13 protein-coding genes are annotated in these 20,509 nt (G+C 47.7%); 4 read left to right on the plus strand and 9 right to left on the minus strand.

Going from position 1 to position 20,509, the window contains the following annotated elements; all coding sequences use genetic code 11:
- Positions 1 to 7: 7 nt before the first annotated feature.
- From ABIE50_RS11430 to ABIE50_RS11440, 3 genes are all read left to right on the plus strand, one after another.
- On the plus strand, positions 8 to 700 hold the full coding sequence (locus tag ABIE50_RS11430) for a peroxiredoxin-like family protein (protein WP_354027971.1): 693 nt from the start codon (positions 8 to 10) through the stop codon (positions 698 to 700).
- Between the two features lie 91 nt (positions 701 to 791).
- The gene (locus ABIE50_RS11435; RefSeq protein WP_209861529.1) at positions 792 to 1,643 is read left to right on the plus strand and encodes an AraC family transcriptional regulator; all 852 of its coding nucleotides are present in this window, start codon (positions 792 to 794) and stop codon (positions 1,641 to 1,643) included.
- A 119-nt stretch (positions 1,644 to 1,762) separates the two neighbouring features.
- Positions 1,763 to 2,533: a DUF72 domain-containing protein gene (locus ABIE50_RS11440; RefSeq protein WP_209861527.1), complete on the plus strand. Its 771-nt coding sequence runs from the start codon at positions 1,763 to 1,765 to the stop codon at positions 2,531 to 2,533.
- Positions 2,534 to 2,559: 26 nt separating this feature from the next.
- Here ABIE50_RS11440 and ABIE50_RS11445 read toward each other — a convergent pair whose 3' ends face one another.
- Genes ABIE50_RS11445 through ABIE50_RS11460 form a run of 4 tightly spaced genes read right to left on the minus strand, consistent with a single transcriptional unit; the run spans position 2,560 to position 9,593 of the window.
- Positions 2,560 to 3,348: an endonuclease/exonuclease/phosphatase family protein gene (locus ABIE50_RS11445; protein WP_209861524.1), complete on the minus strand. Its 789-nt coding sequence runs from the start codon at positions 3,346 to 3,348 to the stop codon at positions 2,560 to 2,562.
- Between the two features lie 20 nt (positions 3,349 to 3,368).
- A complete protein-coding gene (locus tag ABIE50_RS11450) occupies positions 3,369 to 5,024 on the minus strand; it encodes a RagB/SusD family nutrient uptake outer membrane protein (protein WP_209861522.1) in 1,656 nt (551 codons plus the stop codon).
- Positions 5,025 to 5,026: 2 nt separating this feature from the next.
- Complete coding sequence (locus tag ABIE50_RS11455; RefSeq protein ID WP_209861520.1) at positions 5,027 to 8,389, minus strand: TonB-dependent receptor; 3,363 nt, start codon at positions 8,387 to 8,389, stop codon at positions 5,027 to 5,029.
- A 55-nt stretch (positions 8,390 to 8,444) separates the two neighbouring features.
- Positions 8,445 to 9,593 (minus strand): FecR family protein, encoded by a 1,149-nt coding sequence (locus tag ABIE50_RS11460; protein WP_209861517.1) that lies wholly within the window; start codon positions 9,591 to 9,593, stop codon positions 8,445 to 8,447.
- A 190-nt stretch (positions 9,594 to 9,783) separates the two neighbouring features.
- Between ABIE50_RS11460 and ABIE50_RS11465 the strand changes: the two genes are divergently transcribed.
- On the plus strand, positions 9,784 to 10,452 hold the full coding sequence (locus ABIE50_RS11465) for a sigma-70 family RNA polymerase sigma factor (RefSeq protein WP_142683116.1): 669 nt from the start codon (positions 9,784 to 9,786) through the stop codon (positions 10,450 to 10,452).
- Here ABIE50_RS11465 and ABIE50_RS11470 read toward each other — a convergent pair.
- The 5 genes from ABIE50_RS11470 to ABIE50_RS11490 all read right to left on the minus strand — a co-directional run bounded on the left by ABIE50_RS11470 (position 10,385) and on the right by ABIE50_RS11490 (position 20,469).
- Positions 10,385 to 13,288 (minus strand): glycoside hydrolase family 2 TIM barrel-domain containing protein, encoded by a 2,904-nt coding sequence (locus ABIE50_RS11470; RefSeq protein WP_209861515.1) that lies wholly within the window; start codon positions 13,286 to 13,288, stop codon positions 10,385 to 10,387. The two genes, ABIE50_RS11465 and ABIE50_RS11470, sit on opposite strands and share 68 nt — an antisense overlap.
- Before the next feature lie 76 nt (positions 13,289 to 13,364).
- Entirely contained in the window at positions 13,365 to 14,942 is a 1,578-nt protein-coding gene (locus ABIE50_RS11475) for a RagB/SusD family nutrient uptake outer membrane protein (RefSeq protein ID WP_209861513.1), read from the minus strand.
- Between the two features lie 18 nt (positions 14,943 to 14,960).
- Complete coding sequence (locus ABIE50_RS11480) at positions 14,961 to 18,287, minus strand: TonB-dependent receptor (protein ID WP_209861511.1); 3,327 nt, start codon at positions 18,285 to 18,287, stop codon at positions 14,961 to 14,963.
- A 260-nt stretch (positions 18,288 to 18,547) separates the two neighbouring features.
- Positions 18,548 to 19,747, minus strand: a complete 1,200-nt coding sequence (locus tag ABIE50_RS11485) for a FecR family protein (protein WP_209861508.1) — start codon at positions 19,745 to 19,747, stop codon at positions 18,548 to 18,550.
- A gap of 122 nt (positions 19,748 to 19,869) precedes the next feature.
- Positions 19,870 to 20,469, minus strand: a complete 600-nt coding sequence (locus ABIE50_RS11490; protein WP_209861506.1) for a sigma-70 family RNA polymerase sigma factor — start codon at positions 20,467 to 20,469, stop codon at positions 19,870 to 19,872.
- Between the last annotated feature and the right edge of the window lie 40 nt (positions 20,470 to 20,509).

The raw sequence follows: 20,509 nt of genomic DNA on the forward strand, positions 1-20,509 counted from the left end.
AGAAATAATGAAAGCAGGTAAAATGATTGGCCGCAGGGGAATGTTAATCTCTGTTTCTATGGGTATGTTGCTGTCACTACCGGCAGCAACAGCATGGGGGCAGCAAATGGAGCGTAAAACGGCATTAATACCAGTTGAAAGTACCAGTTATACTATACCGCAGCAACCGGAAGATATCAGTCCTTTGCTGAATGGGGAAGCTATTCCCATGGTAATGCTTAAAGATGTATCAGGGAAAGAATTTGACCTGAACAAAGCAGTGGCAAACAAGCCTACCATCCTTATTTTTTACAGGGGAGGCTGGTGTCCTTTCTGTTCCAGGCAACTGTCGGGCCTGCAGGAAATAGTGCCCGTACTTGAGAAAAGCGGGTATCAGCTGATTGCAGTAAGCACAGACAAACCGGAAGGGTTAAAGCAGGCGGCAATGAAACAACAATTGAGTTATACATTGCTGTCGGATGCAGATATGAAGGCATCCAAACTGTTTGGTCTTGCCTATAAAGCTCCTAAAGCTTATTGGGAAATACTGCCCAAAACTACAGGCGGAATGGATACAGATCTTCTTCTTCCGGTGCCTTCTGTATTTATCCTGGATAGAAAGGGAGTAATACATTTTGAGTATATTAACCCGGATTTTAAGCAACGTCTTAACCCGGAACTGCTGAAAGTAGTGGCTGAGCAAATTTATAAGGAATTGTAACATAGTATCGCTTGCGGCGGGGAAAATAATGAAGCTTTATTTTTTTTGATACATTTGAAACCGGAAGGGGTGTTTTTATAACAGATTAGCAATGATCAGGGAATATAACGAGAAAACAACCACAGCACGTTTTATTATGCATGCCAATAGCAAATTGCTGGCAGGCAAGGGACTGTGCAACCCGGCGCCATACCCTATCAATACGTTCGTGTACAATGGCGGGGCCGCCCAAAAGGTGGTTATCGACGAAATTACCTACACTATGCCAGGGGCTTGTATATTGCCCCTGGTTTCTAACCAGCATTTCACTTTTGAGCGCCCGGAAGAACTGGTAGCATGGCAGTTTAACCGTGAGTTTTACTGTATAGTTGATCATGACGCGGAAGTAGGATGTGTAGGGTTCCTCTTCTATGGTATCCAGCACCCGATGTTTATTAGGCTGGATGAAGAAGAGATCGCGGAAATGACGCACCTGGAAAAAGTTTTCTCCCGGGAGTTACAGGTAAGGGATAATTTTCAGGGAGAAATGTTACGCACACTGTTAAAAAGGGTCATCATCAAAATAACCCGGATAGCAAAGCAGCAGAATGAGGGCTACGGTTTATTCCCCGATGAGAAAATGGACATTGTAAGAAAGTTCTCTCTTTTGCTGGAAGCCAATTTCAGACAGGAACACGAAGTTAAGTTCTATGCCTCCGCATTGAACAAGTCACCTAAAACACTGAGCAATGTGTTTGCCTTGCTGAAACAACCTGCACCTTCGGTACTGATACGGAACCGGGTCATCCTGGAAATAAAGCGTTATCTCCATTATACAGACAGGTCTTCCAAGGAAATTGCCTACGAGTTGGGATTTGAGAGCCCCGCGCATTTCAGCCGTTTTTTCAAGCAACATACAGGGAGCAATATCACTGAGTTCCGGAGCACGGAAAATGTGAAGTAATGGTGGGGTATAGCAATTTTTGAGATGAAGATATATTGATCATGTCGCAAATTTTGTTCCTCGCCCCTGGGAACCTGCCCTGGTCAGATTTTTGCATAACATTTCTGCAAACGTCAGCTATGACAAACAGGGATAAAGGCCTTTACAGATCAGGTACAAGCGGGCTCGTGCTACCCGTGCCCAACAAACAGTCGTACCCTCCGGCTTTCCGGGATAAAAGCCGGCTTACCTATTATGCCTCCCTGTTTAACAGTATTGAAATCAACAGCTCCTTCTATAAAGTGCCGCAGGCGGCAACAGTGAGGAAGTGGTCGGAATCAGTACCGGCCGGTTTTACATTCACTTTTAAGTTATGGCGTGAAATTACCCATGTAAAAAAGCTGGCTTTCCGGGAAGCCGATGTGCTGCATTTTATGGAAGTGATCAGCCAGGCAGGCCCTAAAAAGGGCAGCCTGCTGATACAGTTTCCTCCAGGTATCACCGTAGAGCAATATGGCCAGGTGGAGCAGCTGTTGAATATCGTACAGGGAGCCAATCCCGGCAACGACTGGAAGGTGGCATTGGAATTCAGGCATAGCTCCTGGTATATAGGGGAGGTGTTTGAACTGGCAGATGAATATGCGTGCAGTATCGTATTGCATGATATTCCAAAATCGCGGAATGAACAGCTGAACCGGCAGGCGGATTTTGTATACCTGCGTTTTCATGGCCCGGCAGGGGATTATAAGGGTGGATATACTGATGAACAACTGGCACATCACGCAAAGCAGATACGAGCCTGGATAAAGGAAGGAAAGGAGGTGTATGTGTATTTCAACAACACTATTGGCGATGCACTGAAAAACCTGGCTACGCTGAATGAAATGCTCGGAAATATAAAAGCCGCATAAGTCCGGGAACTTATGCGGCTCCGTCGTTATTTTATAACAATTTCCGCCACTACCGGTAAATGATCCGATGGGTACGGCTCATTTATCACTTCACTGCGCTGCACTTTAAATCCTGTGGCATTTGTCCACATAATGTGGTCAATTACCCTGTTGGGATTATTCACCGGGATGGTGAATCCGCAATCAGTACAGGAAGGCGTAAACTTTTTCATCAGGATCTGGTAAGAATCGCTTTCCGGTTTGCAGTTAAGGTCACCGGCAAGAATGAAGGGAATACGGGTGGCCGCTGCAATTTTATTGATTTCGCTGGCCTGCTCATCTCTCACTGCTGCATTGCTTACGTCCATATGCGTACAGGCAAAAATGAATTTTTTACCGTTGCGGAAGTTGATGCGCGCCATTGCTACCACACGGTCTTCACTGCCGGGATTCGCCGTTTCCGGCAGGTGTATGGTTTGTGTATCCCTTAATGGGAACTTCGACAAAATAGCCACGCCATATCCGCCGCCATCATGATCAATGGCTTTCCCGAAATAAGCGTGCATGCCTGTTTTTGCAGCCAGTTGTGCTGCCTGGTCAATACCGCCGGAGCGTTTGGTGTTTACATCCACTTCCTGTAATGCTACCAGGTCGGGTTGGCGGCTGTTGATCACGCGGGCAATGGCATCTACATCAATCTCGCCTGTTTTGCTCTTTGTAGGAGGATTACAGTGATGAATATTGTAGGTCATGATGCGCAGTGTATCGCCGGCAGCTGCTTTGTAAGAACAGGCGCAGAGCAGGAGCGCAGATAATATTTTAAGAGATGATTTCATGTATTTGTCTTTTGTAAGATTTATTCCCAACCGGGATTCTGTGGCCCTAATGCGGGATTGCGTTGTATCTGCGTGAGTGGAACCGGGAACAGGTAATGCTTGGGATCTACGAACTGCCTGCCGGTCATTACAATAATGTAGCCGTTGGCATCGGCCGCCATGTTGCTCACCTGGGAGGGTACTGCTGCCAGTGATTTCTTCATTCCTTTCACATCGGCGGCCAGCAGGCTGCCTTGTTTCCAGCGGATAATGTCATACCAGCGTTGTCCTTCACGGGCCAGCTCAATCCTGCGTTCCCTGCGTATCTCTGTTCGCAGGTCCTGGCCATTGGCGGCCAGCTCTGTGAGAAGCATCCTTCTCATGCCCACCCTGTCGCGGAGCTTATTGATAGTGAGGTCTATATCTGCCTGTGTAAGTGTTCCCTGTTCCATCTTTGCTTCTGCATAGGTTAACAGCACTTCGGCCAGGCGCATTACGTGAATATCGTTCTGATCTTTGCTTACCTGAGATACAGTGCTTACCTCCACGTATTTGGTATAATAGTAACCGGTAATGGTAACGCATCCAAGCTTATCAGATACAAATTTGGGCGCCGTAAAAATAGCCGGGTTGGTATTAGCAGGGTTGCCATCTTTTTTACCACCCCAGGCAGCGCCAGGCGCCAGGATGGTTTGCTTCATACGCGGATCGCGGTTTTCAAAAATATCAGCATAAGTGTCTTCCTTATACAACGGTGATTTGTCGATGGTAAGACCATCGGTGCAGAGATACGCATCTACCAGTGCTTTGGTAGGGTTGTAGCGGGAGGCCTGGTCGGGCACCTGCGATTCACGGCTGATATTATGCATGCTCACATCAGTAAGGTTGATACGGGCGGCAATGGTTTCCTTATTTACGCCTGCACTGAGCTTGCCTTTGTAGGTGAACAGGTCGTAATAATCCTGTGCGGGTTTACCGGTGCTGTACAGGGAATATACGTTCAGGTCCATCACATCTTTGGCTGCTTTTTCTGCTACGTCCCAGCGACTGTCGTACAGCGCCATACGGGCTTTGAACGCCAGTGCAGTGCCTTTGCTGAAGCGACCCAGGGTAGGGCCGGTTTGGCGTTCTTTTTTCATCATGCCGGCCGCTTCTTCCAGTTCAGATAAAATAAAGTCGATGATCTCTTTGCGTTTATTACGCGGGCCATACAGCTCGTCGATGTTCAATGGTTTGGTAACCAGCGGCAGATCGCCGAAGTAGGATACCAGGTTCATGTACATATATGCCCGGATGGTTTTGGCTTCACCGGCCATCTGGTTTTTTACTTCCTCTGATACACTGGTAGCGCGCTGGTAATTGGCAAGAAATACGTTGCACTGGCGGATACCACTGTACTGACTTACCCATTCAGCATTTACCGCCGACAGATCAGGACCGAAGTTGCCGCTGCCGAAAATACGATAGGTATCTGTAGTGGAAGAGTTAATGCTGTTGTCGCCCATCTGGTCCATGGCGATGGTATTGTTATTTTTTACGTTGGCATAAAGGCCGTTCAGCGCCAGTGTGAGCTGTTCTTCAGTTGTCCAGTAAGTTTCATCAGAGATGGCATCCTGCGGGCTACGGTTAAGAAATCCTTTCCGGCAGCCGGTAGATGTTACTAATAACACGCAGGTATATAGCAATATCTTTTTCATAATTATTTAAAATTGATGTTTAAACCAAATACAAATGTTTTCACCTGTGGATAAAAACCTCCGCTGCTCACCGGTGTTTCCGGGTCGTATCCATAAAAGAAGTTGGTAGAGGTGAACAGGTTGTCGGCAGAGAAATAAAGACGCAGGCGTTCTATTCTCAGCCTCTCAGTAAGACCTGCAGGAAGGGTATATCCTACCTGGATATTTTTTAACCGGAGATAAGAAGCATCTTCGAGCCAGAAGGTAGACAGGCGCTGGTTATACGAATACCCATAGGCAAGCCGCGGATAGCTGGCATCGGGGTTCTCCGGTGTCCAGCGGTCCAGGTGTATGGGCTGGGGGTTGGAGCCATCGTTAATAAAAGCATGACGGGCGGCGCTGGTGATCCAGCCATCGGCTTTGCCTACTCCCTGCAGGAAGAAGCTGAAGTCAACGCCTTTCCAGGCAATGTTTCCCTTTAAGCCGTAAGTATAGCGTGGAATGGCGCTGCCTATCACCTGGCGGTCGTCTGCAGCGGTGATCTTTTTATCACCATTCAGATCTTTGTAGATAATATCACCAGGCATCATCGGGTAGCTGGCGTCGTAAGGGAACAGTGGGGTGTATTTGTTGGTAGCTGCGTCGTAGGAATAATCAGAGATCTGTGAGATGCGCTCTGCTACAAAACCATAAAATGCATCAATGGGCTGGCCTACGGTCCTGATCTGATCAGCAATGGTAGCCGGTGCATTGCCCAGGCTCATCACTTCATTCTTTACATCTGAGAGGTTGGCGCTTACACCATAGCTGATATCACCGATCCTGTCCTGCCAGCCTATCATCAGCTCCCATCCTTTGTTACGCACTTTGCCCGCGTTCTGATAAGGATAGTTACCGCTCATACCAAGTACATCCGGCAGCGGTACCCGCAGCAAAATATCATTGGTGTTGTTGATGTAATAATCTGCTGTTACATTTAAACGGTTGTTAAGAAAAGTAAGATCTAACCCGATATCCTGTTTGGTCATAGATTCCCAGGTGAGCAGCGGGTTAGGAATACCGGTCTGGCGGTAACCAACGGTCAGCACATTGCCAATAGGCATAGTGGCTACAGAGCTGATGGAGGAAAGGTACCCAAAATCGTCCTGTACTTTATCGTTCCCCTGTGTACCATAAGAGGCCCGGATCTTACCAAAGTTGATGATGTGTTCCAGTGATCTGAAGAAAGGCTCTTTACTGAACACCCATCCTGCTGATCCGGAGAAGAACCAGTTCCAGCGGAGATCCGCGGCAAAGCGTGTGGATCCGTCATAACGGAAATTACCTTCCAGCAGGTACTTATCGCTGTAGCCATAATTTACACGGCCAAATATGGATTGCAGCGCATTCTGCCCCGCATCTGAGCCATTCAGCTGATTCAGCGTTCCGAGGTTGATGCTGCCGATATCCTGTGTGGGCAAATTGGTTCTGCTGGCAGTGAAATTGCGGCTCACTGTTTCTTCTGAAGAAGCTGCGGCCAGCGCTTTCACATAATGTTTCCCGGCAAATGTCTTTTCATATTCCGCCATCCCGATCACTGTCTGGTACAGGGCAGTGTAATCGCGGTTATCGATCTTGTTCGGGTTGTTGGTCTGGTAGATCAGCGAGTTATCATCCGGGCTATAGTAGTTGATGGTTTTGGTGAAGATCTGTCTGAAAGAATTGCTTTTCACCAGGCCATATTGTCCTTTTAAGCGGAAGTCTTTTGTAATATTCAGCGTAGCCTGGATATTACCGGTGATCTCCTGTGAAGAGAAATCGTTGGTACCGCCGTCTGTTACAACGGCCACGGGATTCTGCTGGCCGCCAAGATATCCCCAGCCGCCGGTGGTGAATCTTACCGGTACCAGCGGGGAGATCTGGTGGGCCGATTGAATAGGGCCGCCGGAGCCACTTACATCAAGACTGGACCCTGTCTGGTTCCTGTCTATATATCCCAGGTTGGCATCCAGTTGCAGGATGTCGAACAGTGTAGTATTCAGGCGTAAACGTACATTATGTCTTTTGGAATTATAGTTATCACCGGTAATAAGCCCGCCTTGTTTCAGGAAGCCGTAGGAGAGGTAATAGTTGATATTATTGGCGCCCCCGGAAAGATTCAGCGTATGACTTTGTTGCGGCGCCGATGATTTGTAAATTTCTTTCAGCCAGTTAGTGTTGGCATAGTAATTCGGGTCGCTGCCGTTTTTTGCAATGTCAATTTGTTCCTGGGTATAAGTAGGGTTGTTACCTGCATTTACCTTTGCTTCGTTCAGCAGCGTCATATAATCCACCGAGCCCAGAAAAGTAGGTAATGCAGTAGGTGTTTGTACTCCAAAGTAGTTGGTATAAGTTAAAGAAGGCTTGCCGCTTTTACCTTTCTTGGTGGTAACGAGAATAACACCGTTGGCGCCACGTACCCCGTAAATAGAAGAGGAGGCTGCATCTTTAAGCACAGATATATTTTCGATATCGTCCTGGTTGAGGATATTAAGATTGCCGCCGGGAATACCATCTACTACCACCAGCGGGCCTGCATCATTAAGCGTACCGATACCACGGATGCGGATCGTGTTTGCATCCGAGCCTCCGGGGATGGCAGTGGCATTCACAACGGTAACACCGGCCATCTGCCCCTGCAGGGCAGCAACAGCGGAAGTAGCAGGGCGGCCTTTGAAATCTTCACTGCTCACCATGCTTACCGCACCGGTAAGATTGGCTTTTTTCTGGGTGCCATAACCTACCACCACTACCGCGTCCAGGCCTACTGTGGAAGTTTTCAGATGTATGTTGTAATCTTGTTTAGGCCCTGCTGTAATGATGGTTTCTTCATATCCCAGCATTTTTACAGACAGTTTTTCGCCTGTGTTCACGGCAATTTTAAATTCGCCTTTGTCGTTGGTAATAGTGCCTTTATTGCTGCTGAGATTCAGTATCCTGGCACCGGGCACAGGATTACCTTTTTCATCTGTTACAATACCGGTTATTTCTTCCGCCGGTGTAGTAACTGCTGTTTGTCTTTTTACAACAATGGTATTTTTGTTGATGATGTATGTGAATGGTTGTCCTTCAAAGCACTTGTTCAGCGCTTCTTCCACCGTGGCGTTCACCAGGGTGAAGGTTACCGGGCGGGCTTCCGCCAGCATCTCCGAGTTCAAAAGAAAATTGTAACCGGTTTGCTTTTTTATCTCTTTAAAAACTTCCCTTAACGGTGCCTGTTTTTCAGAAAGAGTAACTCTTTGTGCATAGGTAACTGCGCTTACCTGCAGGGAAAGAAAAATGATCAGGAAGAAGGATAGCTTAATAAGCCTGAGTGCTTCCCATGAAAGTTCACCTGCCTTTTTCAAGGCATGAGCATTGCGCTTCATAAATAAAGTTTAGTTTACGAATTATTGACCTGGCCGATATGTTGTGGACGATAGGTTACTGAATGACAGTTATTTTTTCTGCTTCTACTTTAAATTGTACTGTTCCTGTTAGTGCCAGCATATTTAATACCTCTGTAACATTTTTGAAGCGGGAGATACTACCCACAAAAGATAATTTCTTTGTACCACTGCTATATTGTATATCCACGTTGTACCAACGGGAAATTTTACGCATGATGGAGGTAAGGTCCTCATCATTAAAAACAAAATAACCATTCTTCCATGACATAGCCTGTTCTATATCTGCCTTGTTCACCTTAAAGTTTTTGTTACCGGTGAATACGCCTTCCTGGCCGGGTTTTAGTATTACTTCTCCTGCGTGGTCGTTTCGCAGTTTTACTTTTCCTTCCAGTAAGGTGGTGTTGATGCTGGCCTCATCTTCATAGGCCATCACGTTAAACTGTGTACCCAGCACTTCTACCTGCATCCCTTTTACTTTCACAATAAAAGGTTGCTGCTGGTTGTGCGCTATTTCGAAATAGGCTTCCCCTTCCAGTTCCACTATTCTTTCGCTGCCCGTGAACTGGGTAGGGAAACGCAACCTGCTTGCGGCATTCAGCCATATCCTGCTGCCATCGGGTAACGTGAGATTGTATTGCCCGCCCCGTGGAATAGCCAGGGTATTAAATACTGTTGTGGAAGATGCCTGTGTTTGATCTGTCAGCTGGTATACCAGCTGCCCGTTGCCGGATTTGTTCACTGTTGTATTGCCCTGTGCAGCTATCTTTCCTTCCGTGGCCTTGTTGAGGTCTACTTTGGAACCATCGTCAAGTATAAGCACAGCCCTGTTGCCGCCGGGGGCAATGTCGTGCTGCAAAGGTTGGGTATCTGTGGAAGCCGCTGCCACCGGCTTACTTCTATGGGATAGCCGGTTATTCAGGTACAGGAGCCCGGATGCCATTATAAGCAGTACTGCTGCCGCGGCTGCTACTGCTTTCCATGGGAACAACCTTTTCACTTTTTCTTCCTGTGAAATACTTTCAGAAAGCCGGTTGTATATTTTTTCCTGTATTGCTTCGTCGGTTTCAGCATCGTCGGAAAAACAAAAGTCGTCCTCATACTGCTGCAGCCTGGCCAGTTCATCAGGGCTGCAATCCCCTTTCAGGGACCTTTCGTACAGGGCAAGGTATTCTTCTTTTGTCATCACAGGCGATTCATTTACTCTATAGAGACAAATATTTTTTCCAACACACACACTTTTTAAAAAAAAGAGTATTTTGTCGGAGTAGGAGAGGCCGGATCAGGTGTTATCCTGACAATCAACCAGGATCAATTTCTATATATTTCATGTTAATTTAACACGCAGGTAATTTTATTTTATCAATTTTTGTGGCATGATTAGGTGGGATGCTAATACGGCAGATGCTGATTTATGGCTTGCAGTCAGAGACGGTGAAAAAACAGCCTATAACCTGTTATTTAACCGGTACTGGGGCAGGATGTATCATACCGCCAATAAGATGTTGAATGATGCGGAAGCCAGTGAAACAATTGTGCATGATGTATTCCTTACATTGTGGTTGAAGAGGGAGGAGCTGCAGATTAATCATTTCCGGAACTATATTATTTCTGCTACACGTTACCACGTTTACCGCGTATTGAAATCGAAAAAAGCATTCCAGGTAATAGAAGCAGAAGAGCATATGGCGGCTATCAGCAATGTTGCCGAGGAAAGAATAGAGGAACAGTCTTTCCGCCGGCAACTGCATGCATCTCTCAGCAACCTGCCCAAACGCAGTAAGGAAATTTTCCTGCTAAGCCGCGAGGAACAACTCAGTAACCAGGAGATCGCGGAACGTTTGAATATTTCCAAAAGAAGCGTGGAAAACCAGATCACCCACGCATTGCAACACCTCCGGCTTTATCTGAAGCATTTGCTGATGGCAGGGGTTATGCTGATCAGCCTGACATTGCCCAAAGAAGGGCACCGGGCCGCTACTGCCCGCCATATAACTGTATCTCTTTCACTGCTGCCTTACTGGTTTCCGGCTGAATATCGCTGATAAGATAACGGACATATCTTACTTTATTACTTTGAAAAAATACCGGCTGGTAATTCTGCCCGGAAACCCGCTCAGGGCTTTTTACACTTATCCAGTCGCTGCCATTAGCGGATACAGCGATGCTGTAAGTATACCAATCACTGTCTTTTCCCCATACAACGCGGCTACCGCTTAACCGGTATTTATTTTTCAGATCAAGGGTGATGCTTACCGGGAGTTTGCTCCGGCCGGATACCCATCCTGTAGCGGTATTGCCATCTATAACCGCTGTAAGGTTTTCGCCGTCGGGTGTTATAATCACTGCTTTGCCACTGAGCTTAATTTCCTGTAATTGCCTGGGTGCAGTGCTATCGGAATAACAGGCAGTAACTTTTTTTTCATCTTCGTTTATCCATTCCCGGTGTATGCCATCGCTAACATATTGCCCCGGTGCTGTAGTTGTTGTGATTACTTTTTGGGCAGGTTCCATACCGGTACTGTTTGCATAGATCCGGATATTCCCCGGGGTGGTGGTATGACGGATCACACCGTAGGCAATGCCTCCTTCCGTTTGCTGCAGGGCAATACCTGCCCCTGGTATGTTTCCTCCTATCAGGGCGCCCTGGCCGGATACGCTGAGTTGAACCGCATACGACTGCCCGGCTTCCCGGTTGGAAACAAGTGTGCCGTCCTGGTCGCACACTTTCACATAAAAAGGCGTCATAGAGGAGCCGTCTGCCAGGAAAGCAGTATGGCCTTCGGGGATTTCAATTTCCAGGTGATGGGGTTTGCCGGGCGTTTTCACAATATGCGTGCAGGTCGCTTTCCCGTTCATAATGCCTATGGCTTTCAACTCTCCCGGCTCATATTTTCCCGTATGGAATAAAAAGTAGGGGCTGCCGCCTTTAGCGGCTATAAACGGGGCTGTACGCGCGTTTTCAGCCCTTGTAATTTCACCGCAGAGCCGGTTGTTCCTGTATAGCTGTACTGCATCGCAATTGGAGAATATCATGATAGTACTGTCAAGGGCAGGCTGGTTATTATAGCTGGCAATGTATACCATAGGGCCATAGGTAGGATTGTGCGCATCCTGCATGGATTGAAGCTGGTAGTAGCTGAATTTTTCATAACGGTCCAGATCCGTTACGCCACTAAAGGCAGTAACAGGGTCGGAGCCCCTGGTATAATCGTTGAAACTCCATACAAAATAGCCGGCTATCCTGGGATTGGCATCCAGGCCGCCGTGATCCCAGTAGCCGCCTGCTGCTTCGGAGGTTTCGCCATTCAGGGCATTTTGCCGTAATACACATTGATTGATCAATCCTTTCTCCGTGTACTTCCTGCTGGCGCGCAGGCTGTTTTCTTTTGCAGCATCGGCCATCCAGCTATCGCCCCATTCCCGGGTAATAAAAGGACGTGATGGCATCGGATCAGTACCGTCTTCATTCACTACTTTGTAGGAAACATTGTAGTAGTTTTTACTGCGTGCGTTGAAGTCGTCTGCCACGAACAGCTGGTTGCCGGGCATTTCGGCCCGGGCGGTTTGTACAGCCTGTTGCATCCATGCGGCGGGGGTAGGTGATTCATTGAGGGAAGTTTCCCATAGGAAAACGCAAGGATGGTTGCGGTCGCGGCGGATCATTTCCCGGATATCGCGGTAGGTGTTTTCTGTAAACGCCGTGTCTTTTGAAAAGAACTGCCAACCCGGCTCGCATTCAATTACCAGCAGACCGGTTTTGTCGCAGGCCGCCAGGAAAGCCGGAGATGCAGGGTAATGCGCCGCGCGCACGGCATTAAATCCTCCCTTCTTCAACTGCAGGGCATCCTGGTATTGCATGTTATCAGCTGCGGCATCGCCGGTGTATTCATAAGCCTGGTGCCGGTTAGCGCCGCGCAGGTATAGTTTCTTCCCGTTTATGTAATATCCATCCGGGGCAAAGGCAATATTTCGTATGCCCGTATGCGTTACAATACTGTCTACGGTTATATCATCTTTATAAACAACAGATACCAGGTGGTACAGGTAAGGATGATCGGGATGCCATAAATGCGGATGATGTACCGTAAAGGATTGCCGGATCTCCGTGTCGGTATTGGCAGGGATGAGTTGCCCGCTTACCGTTGCTGCCACGGTTACGCCGCCGGTATCCACCAGCATTGTTTTCAGCCGGACATTCACTGTGCTGCCGGAGGTATTTACAATATTGGTTTTTATATCGGTAACCGCAGTATCTGCTCCAACGGAGGGATAAGTGATAAACACACCTCCACCGGCTACTTTATCAGCTTCCAGGGGATCGGATATAAACACTTTTTCCGTCACTACGAGAAACACATTCCTGTAAATGCCGCCGAAGTAGTTAAAGTCGAGTTTCGACTGTGGCTTACCGGGCGGCACCCGGGAGTTGTCTTTATTAGATACCCTTACTGCCAGCACATTATCTTTCCCAATATTTACGTACCTGCTGATGTCCACCACAAATCCCATATACCCGCCGGAGTGGGTCGCTATTTTTTTACCGTTCAGGTATATCTCGGCATCGGTTTGTATGCCTTCAAAATTGATGGTAAGCCTTTTACCGCGATAAGAGGAAGGCACTTTAAAATATCTCCTGTACCAGCCACTGCCCTGGTATACGGCATTACCGCCGTTGTGCTTTTTTTCAATACGCATTACGTGCGGGAGACTTACGCCCGCCCAGTCCTTGTCGTTGAACAGCACCTGTTCCGCACCAGCGATATCACCTCTCTGGAAAGCCCAGTGGGTATTAAAGTTAAGAACGGACCTGCTATGCTGGGCGGATAAAACGAAAGGAAGTAAAAAGAATACCAGCAGGCCGGTAGTTAAACGATGCATGAGAAGAATTTTGGTGCAAAAAAAATCCCGCTCATCTTTCAACTCGCGGGATTTTTCCTTAATTGTTATAGTTGTATTAATAACCCGGGTTTTGAGTCAGGTTTTTGTTCACATCTCTTTCTGCCTGTGGCACCGGCCAGAGGTAATCCCTGTTCTCAACAAAGGTGCGTTGCTCTACCGTGATGTGATTGCCGCTGAGGGTAAGCTTGCCGTTGGTGGGATCCACTTTACCCAGCCTTGCACCATATACGGTACCGGATCTGACAGCAGTGCCTATTTTCCAGCGCTGTATATCGTACCAGCGTAATCCTTCCAGTGCCAGTTCCACCCTGCGTTCCCGTCTTACCAGGGTACGCATTTTATCAACGCTGTTGTATACGGTTCTGTCTACCACCGGCATACCTGCACGGGTCCTGACAGCATCTATTGCGTCATATACTGTATTGTCGATCACACCTGATTCAATCTGCGCTTCGGCGTATGTGAGCAGGATTTCCGCGTAGCGGATCACGATCATATTCAAACCGGTGTTCCACATATCCGTGTAGTCGCCGAGGTTAGCTGTGAACTTCTTCGGTATATAAGCCGTTTTGGAGTTGTTATCCCCGTTGTAGTAATCGCCGGAGGTGCTTTCAATGGAGTTGTAGTATTTACCCATATAGAGCTGACCTGGGCATACAATAGTAGCCGTTAATCGCGGGTCCCTGTTATTGTATGGATCATTTTCTGTATAGCCTGAAGTTGGATCATCAATGGTTTTCCCGTTCTTCATTTCGTAGGCGTCTACCAGTGCCTGGGTAGGGTCCAGGGAGCCCCAGCCGCCAAAGGAAGAAGAAGGCATTACACCGATATCGGCGTTGGGATAATCATTCTCTTTGTACTGCACATCAAGGATTACTTCCTTATTGTTTTCGTTCTGGATACGGAAAAGATCCTGGTAACTGGAGAACAAACCATAACCGAGAGCCATTACTTTTTTACAGTCGGCAATACATGCTGCGTAGTTTTTATCATACAGCTCCATCCTGGCTTTCAGGGAAAGCGCTGCGCCCTGCGTGATACGGCCCACCTCGCTGCCGGAGTAAGATACCGGCAGGGTAGGTGCAATGGCTTCCAGTTCGTCGAGCACAAATTTGCGTACTTCAGTAGCAGCCGTCCGGGAAATGGTATTGGCTTCTTCTGTAGTAACGGTATTTTTAACAAGGGGCACATCTCCGTAAAGCTGTGTAAGGGTAAAGTACTGGTAGGCCCTCAGGAAACGTGCTTCGCTCTTAAACTGTGTTTTTAAGGTTTCATCCATCGGTGTTTTATCAACGTTTTCCAGGAACCAGTTGCACTTCTGGATAGAGGTGTAGCTCCAGCGTTTGGAGGCATTGGTATTGGCGGGTGTAATGCTGCCATTGCCATAGTCGGTATAGCCTTCCCAGTAATACTGGCTGTACATGTTGTCGCTTACAGCGTCCATGTAAAGCAGGGTATAATCGCCTTCCCAGTCTTTGTAACAACCGTTCAGCGCTGCCTGTGCATCGCTCTGTGATTTCCAGAGAGATTCGTTGCTGTAGGCATCCAATGGTTGCCTGTCCAGGAAATCTTTGTTGCATGCGGATTGGAGCGCAGCAGAGAAGAGTATTATATAGAGGATGTTCCTTTTCATGATGTTGATTGCTTTTCGTTAAAAACTAACATTTACGCCAAACGTGTGCGCTTTCACCTGTGGGTAGTAGTAAATACTGCTGGTAATGGATGCTTCCGGATCTATCCATTTATACAACCCGTCGAAGGTGAGTATATTCTGACCGCTATAGTAGAAGCGTACTTTACTGAGACCAATTCTTTTTATCACTCTTTCCGGTAGTGTGTAACCAACCTGCAGGTTTTTAAGCCGCAGGTAAGAGCCGTCCTTTACCCAGAAGGAAGAAGGCGTGCCGCTGGGATCATTTTGCGTAAAGCCGCTCCAGATGCGCGGTAAAGCAGCGGAGGTGTTTTCAGGTGTCCAGGTATCCAGTAAAGCAGAAGTGGGTTTGCCCGCGGAGGAGCTTACACTGCCCAGTTTACCGGCATCAATGTATGTTTTCACACCGGCAGCGCCCTGCAGGAAGATATTGAGGTCAAAGTTTTTCCAGGAGCCGCCAAGGTTAAAGCCAAAGGTTACTTTAGGAAAATAGTTTCCCAGGTACACTTTATCGGCGCTGTTGATGGTATCGTTGCCGTCCTTGTCTTTATATTTCAGATCGCCTGGAGCTGTTCTGTTGGTCTGGTAAGGTGATTTGGCCACTTCATCGGCCGATTGGAAAATGCCGTCGGCCTCATATCCATACAGGGAGTTGATCGGATAACCTACCTGTCTAAAGGTGTAGCCGTCAATAATCGGCCCTGTACCGTGAAGGTCGGTTACTTCATTCTTAATAAAGGCTGCATTAGCAGAAACATTGTATTTGAATTCGCCTGCATTGCCTGCGTAGCTGAGTGCAAATTCCCAGCCTTTGTTGAGTACGGAACCCGCATTTTGAACAGGCGCGTTCAGGCCATATACTGCACCAACCGGTACCGGCAGCAGGATGTCATGTGTGGGTTTATAGAAATAATCTGCGGTAAAATTTAAGTTTCCGTCCAGAAAGCCTGCGTCAATACCTATACTTGTTTCTGTTGTGCTTTCCCATTTGATTTTTTCATTGGCTCCATTTACTGGTACTACACCGGCAGCAATGGCTGCTGCAGTACCTCCGAATGTATAGTTCTGGCTTCCGTTAACAGTGGCTATCCATGGATAATAAGGCGCGCTGGGGTATTTGGTGTCATCGAAACCTGTGATGTTCTGGTTACCCAGCTGGCCCCATGAGCCTCTTATTTTAAGATTGGATATATATTTTTTTAAAGGCGTAAAGAAATCTTCCCTGTCTAAATTCCATCCGGCGGAGAAGGAGGGAAATAAACCCCAGCGGTTGCCTGGTGCAAAACGGGAGGAACCATCGTAACGGAGATTTGCTTCAAACAGGTATTTACCGTCGAAATCATAGTTCAACCGGCCAAAATATGATTGGAGGGCCAGCTGATAAGAGTAGCCACTGGTTTTCTGTCCATCTGTTGAGCCAAGGTTTACATCAGTAAGCTGGTTGTTCAGGAAGCCTTTCCGGTAGCCGTCGTCAAAGCTGAATTTGGTCAGTTCCTGAGAGTAACCGCCCAGTATTTTGAAATTATGTTTACTGAATGATTTGGTGTAATCCAGCAATGCCTGTTGTGTAACAGTATTGGCAAAGGTATTTTCATCTGTTACAGAGGTTGGCCCCTGGTAAAATGTTTTATTGCCGGCTGCATCATAATACTGCTGATCGGCAATGAACTTCTTGTTATGACTGATCTTCATCACATAGGCAAGGGAAGGTTTGAAATGCAATCCTTTTACAATTTCCCAGTCTGCGCCTACATTACCTACCAGGTCGTAGTTATTATATTTACTCAGGCTGTTTCCTTCCAGCCATGCCATGGGGCTGCCATCGGAAATATAGCCATAGTAGCCATTTTCATATTTGTAAGGAATGGTAGGGGAGATGCGGTTGATCTGTCTTACCAGCTGTGTGAAATCGCCCGTGTAAGGGTTGCTGGGCTCATTTCTGCCGGAGGAAGTAAAGGCGATATTACCGATCACTTTTACTTTCTCATTAATCTGGGAAGTGATGTTCAGCCTGCTGGTGTAGCGTTTGGCATTTGTTTTTTCCATAAGGCCATTCTGGTCAAATAAACCTAAGGAGAAAGCATACTGGGTATTGTCGCTGCCGCCGGAAACACCTACATAGTGATTCTGTTGTAAGCCGTTACCCTGGTAAAACAGGTCGAGCCAGTCGGTATTGGGATAGTTGAACGGATCTGAGCCATCTTTGAATTTCTGGATCTCCGCATCTGTCCAGCGGGCAGTTTTACCTTCATTGCTCAGCGCCTGGTTGTATAGTGTAGCTGCCTGCCAGGAAGGTAAAAAGTCGGGTAAGCCTGTGGCATTCTGTTTACCTACATATCCGTTGTAAACCACCTGCGGCGGGCCTTTACGGCCTTGCTTGGTGGTGATGAGGATAACTCCGTTGGCTGCGCGGGAACCGTAAATGGCTGCAGATGCTGCATCTTTCAGCACAGACATGGTAGCGATATCGTCCGGGTTAATGTTGTTAAGCCCGCTCAGGTTGGTCACCACGCCATCTATCACAATTACCGGGTCGGCGTTGTTTAAGGTACCAATACCCCTGATACGGATCTTGGCAGCGTCGTTGCCTGGCTGGCCGCTGTTGGCTGCTGTAACGGTGATGCCTGGCATGGTACCCTGCAGGGCGTTGCCCAGGCTGGTTACCGGCCTGTTGGTAAGTTGTTCTGTGCCGATAGAAGTAACGGAACCGGTAAGGTTAGCTTTTTTCTGTGTGCCGTAACCCACTACCACAAACTGTTTCAGCGCGCTTACATCGGGAGCCAGCGAAATATTGATCACTGTTTTTCCTGCTACGGGAATTTCTTTGGTGATATAGCCGATACTGGTTACCACCAGCACTGCATTATCGGGCACGTTTGTAAGCTGGAAAGTACCATCCGGGCCTGAAACGGCGCCTTTCTGTGTACCTTTTATTACGATGGAAACACCGGGAACAGGCGCTCCGGCATCATCTGTCACCTTTCCGGTAACAGCCGGTGGAGGTGGGGTAGCTGCCGGCGCTGCAGCCGGTTTCTCGTTCTTTGTAATAAAGATAGTATTGCCCTGGATCTCGAAGCTGAGCGGTTGCTTTTGTAGTACCGCTTCCATGGCTGCCTGCAGGGATGCGTTCTTTATGTTCACTGAAACAGGGGTACTGTTTTTCAGATCCTCCTTATCATAAAAGAAAACATAGCCTGTTTGTGCTTTGATCACATTCAACGCTTTCTGGAGACTCACCTCCCTGGCGGAGTAGGTCACCGTTTGGGCGCTGCCTGCTGCACTTACCTGTAGGGCGGCAATGAGCAGCATAAATGAAGTTAGCTTCATAACTAACAGTGTTTTGGTTGAGAGCCCCGCAAATTTCCAATATCTGCGGGTACCGGAATTACAAATAGCCTTAAGTTGCATACTTTTGCAATGTTTGGTTGAATTAATAAATAATGTTTACCGACTTGTTTGTTGATGAAATTGAACTATAGCCGGGGTAGGACGCCAATCTCAGCCCCGGTTTTTTATTCAATGCGCATGGTGCGCCGCTGGCAATAGCTTTGGTCTTTTCATTGTCCTTATTTTTTCATTGTTCATAACTATGGTTGGATCACGATCCTGTTACCATTCTCTATCCTGTATTTGATACGTGTTTTTGTAAGCCCTTTTAATACCTGTGATAAGGTGAGGTTCCGGCCTATTTCCCCGGTAAATACCCTTTGGGGGATCCTGCCTTCATATGTTACTTCCACATTGTACCAGCGTGATAACTGGCGCATAACAGCGGGAAGGTCTGCATCATTAAAAGAAAAGAAACCTGCTTTCCAGGCAATCACTTCAGAAATATCGGCGTGGTCCACTACCTGTATCGATGCTCCGTTTGCCATTACCCTGGCCTGTTGCCCCGGCCTGAGCTGTTGCTGCTGCTGTGCAATGTTCACCCGCACAGCGCCTTCAAGCAAGGTGGTATTAATGCTGGCTTCATCTTTATATGCGTTAATATTGAAATGTGTGCCCAGTACGTCAATCGTGGTATTGCCTGCTTTTACCCTGAAAGGCATTTTTTCATTTTTTACCACCTCAAAGTAAGCTTCACCGGTAACGGTTACACTTCTTTCATTGCCGGTAAAGGCAGTGGGATAGCTGATGGAAGAAGCGGCATTCAGCCATACGCCGGTGCCGTCTGGTAAAATCAGCTGGTATTGCCCGCCCGGCGGGGTGCTCATGGTATTATGAAGTATTTTCCCTTCGGGGTTACCGGATCCGCTGTAGGCCAGTTGCCCGTTGCTCAGCTTGGTGATCCGGGTATTGCCCTGTTGGGCCAGTACGCCGTTACCGGCACTGTCGAGCGTGATCTGGCTACCATCGGAAAGGGTAAGCACGGCCCTGTTACCACCCGGCGCTATATCTTTTACAGGAGCCGCGACTGCCACAGCCGGTTGCCTTGTTTGTTTGGATAAATAATAAGCGCCTGCGGTTAAGAGGATGATACAGGCGGCAGCCCACCAATAACGCTGCAGGAAATAGATACGGTTTTTAACAGGCAACATTACAGGTTGCCGTGCAGAATTATCGGCATCGAGTATTTCTTTTACTGCCTGCTGCCAGTAGGCGTGGTCGTACTCCGTACCGGCGGCGCTTTCTGTGGTTCCGGCGCCATGCCAGGTATCCAGCAGCCTCACTATTTCCCCCTGCTCATCACTGCTGATCAGTTGTAACAGTTCCCTGTACTCCGCAGAGGTGGCCCGGCGTAGCCGTACCTGTTCCAATAAGTATGTAAGTCTTTCTGATGTGGACAACGGCCTCGTTTTAAAGCATTCGGAATTCAGTTGATTTAACGTGGAACTGCCTGGTTACAGGAAGCCCCCTGCTTATACGTACCGTTAGCAGGCAAAGAGTACCTATGTCTTTCAGAAAAAAGTTAAAAAAAATATAAAACACCCCACCCGAGGAGGATCATAGGCAGGATAATACCTTTACCTGTAAGGTATTCCCGGATGAACCTGAGGGAACGGACCAGTGAATTTTTAACGGTTTGGGGAGAGAGCTTCAGCTCAGAGGCAATTTCCGCAATTTTAAGACCTTTCTCCCGGCTAAGCAGGTAGATCTTTTGCGCCTGGGGCGGCAACTGGAGAATGGCCTGCTTTACCAGCAGCGCAGTTTCTGAAAAAGCAATATTTTCTTCGGTAAAATTGGAATGAGCGGTGCTTTCCTGTGTGATAGCCCTGCTGGCCTTGTCACGTACACCCTGTTTCTGTAACCAGCTGTAACAGCGGTGGTACACCATTTTAAAGATCCAGTTGTGGGGAACCATTACTTCCGGCAGCTTTTCACGGCTTAGCCAGATGCCCAGGAATATTTCCTGTATAATATCTTTCTCGGGGCCTTCGACCTGTATGATACGGGCAATTACCGGCCTGATCTTAGGAACATACAGGTGGAACAATGCTTCAAATGCAGATTCATCCCCCTCCGCAATCCGGTGGAAAAGTGCAGTTTCATGTCCTGTGTCATTATTCATCCGTTAAATCCAGTTCCCTTAAAATTAAATATCAGGCAAT

This window comes from Chitinophaga sp. OAE865 (assembly GCF_040546735.1).
Taxonomy (GTDB): domain Bacteria; phylum Bacteroidota; class Bacteroidia; order Chitinophagales; family Chitinophagaceae; genus Chitinophaga; species Chitinophaga polysaccharea_A.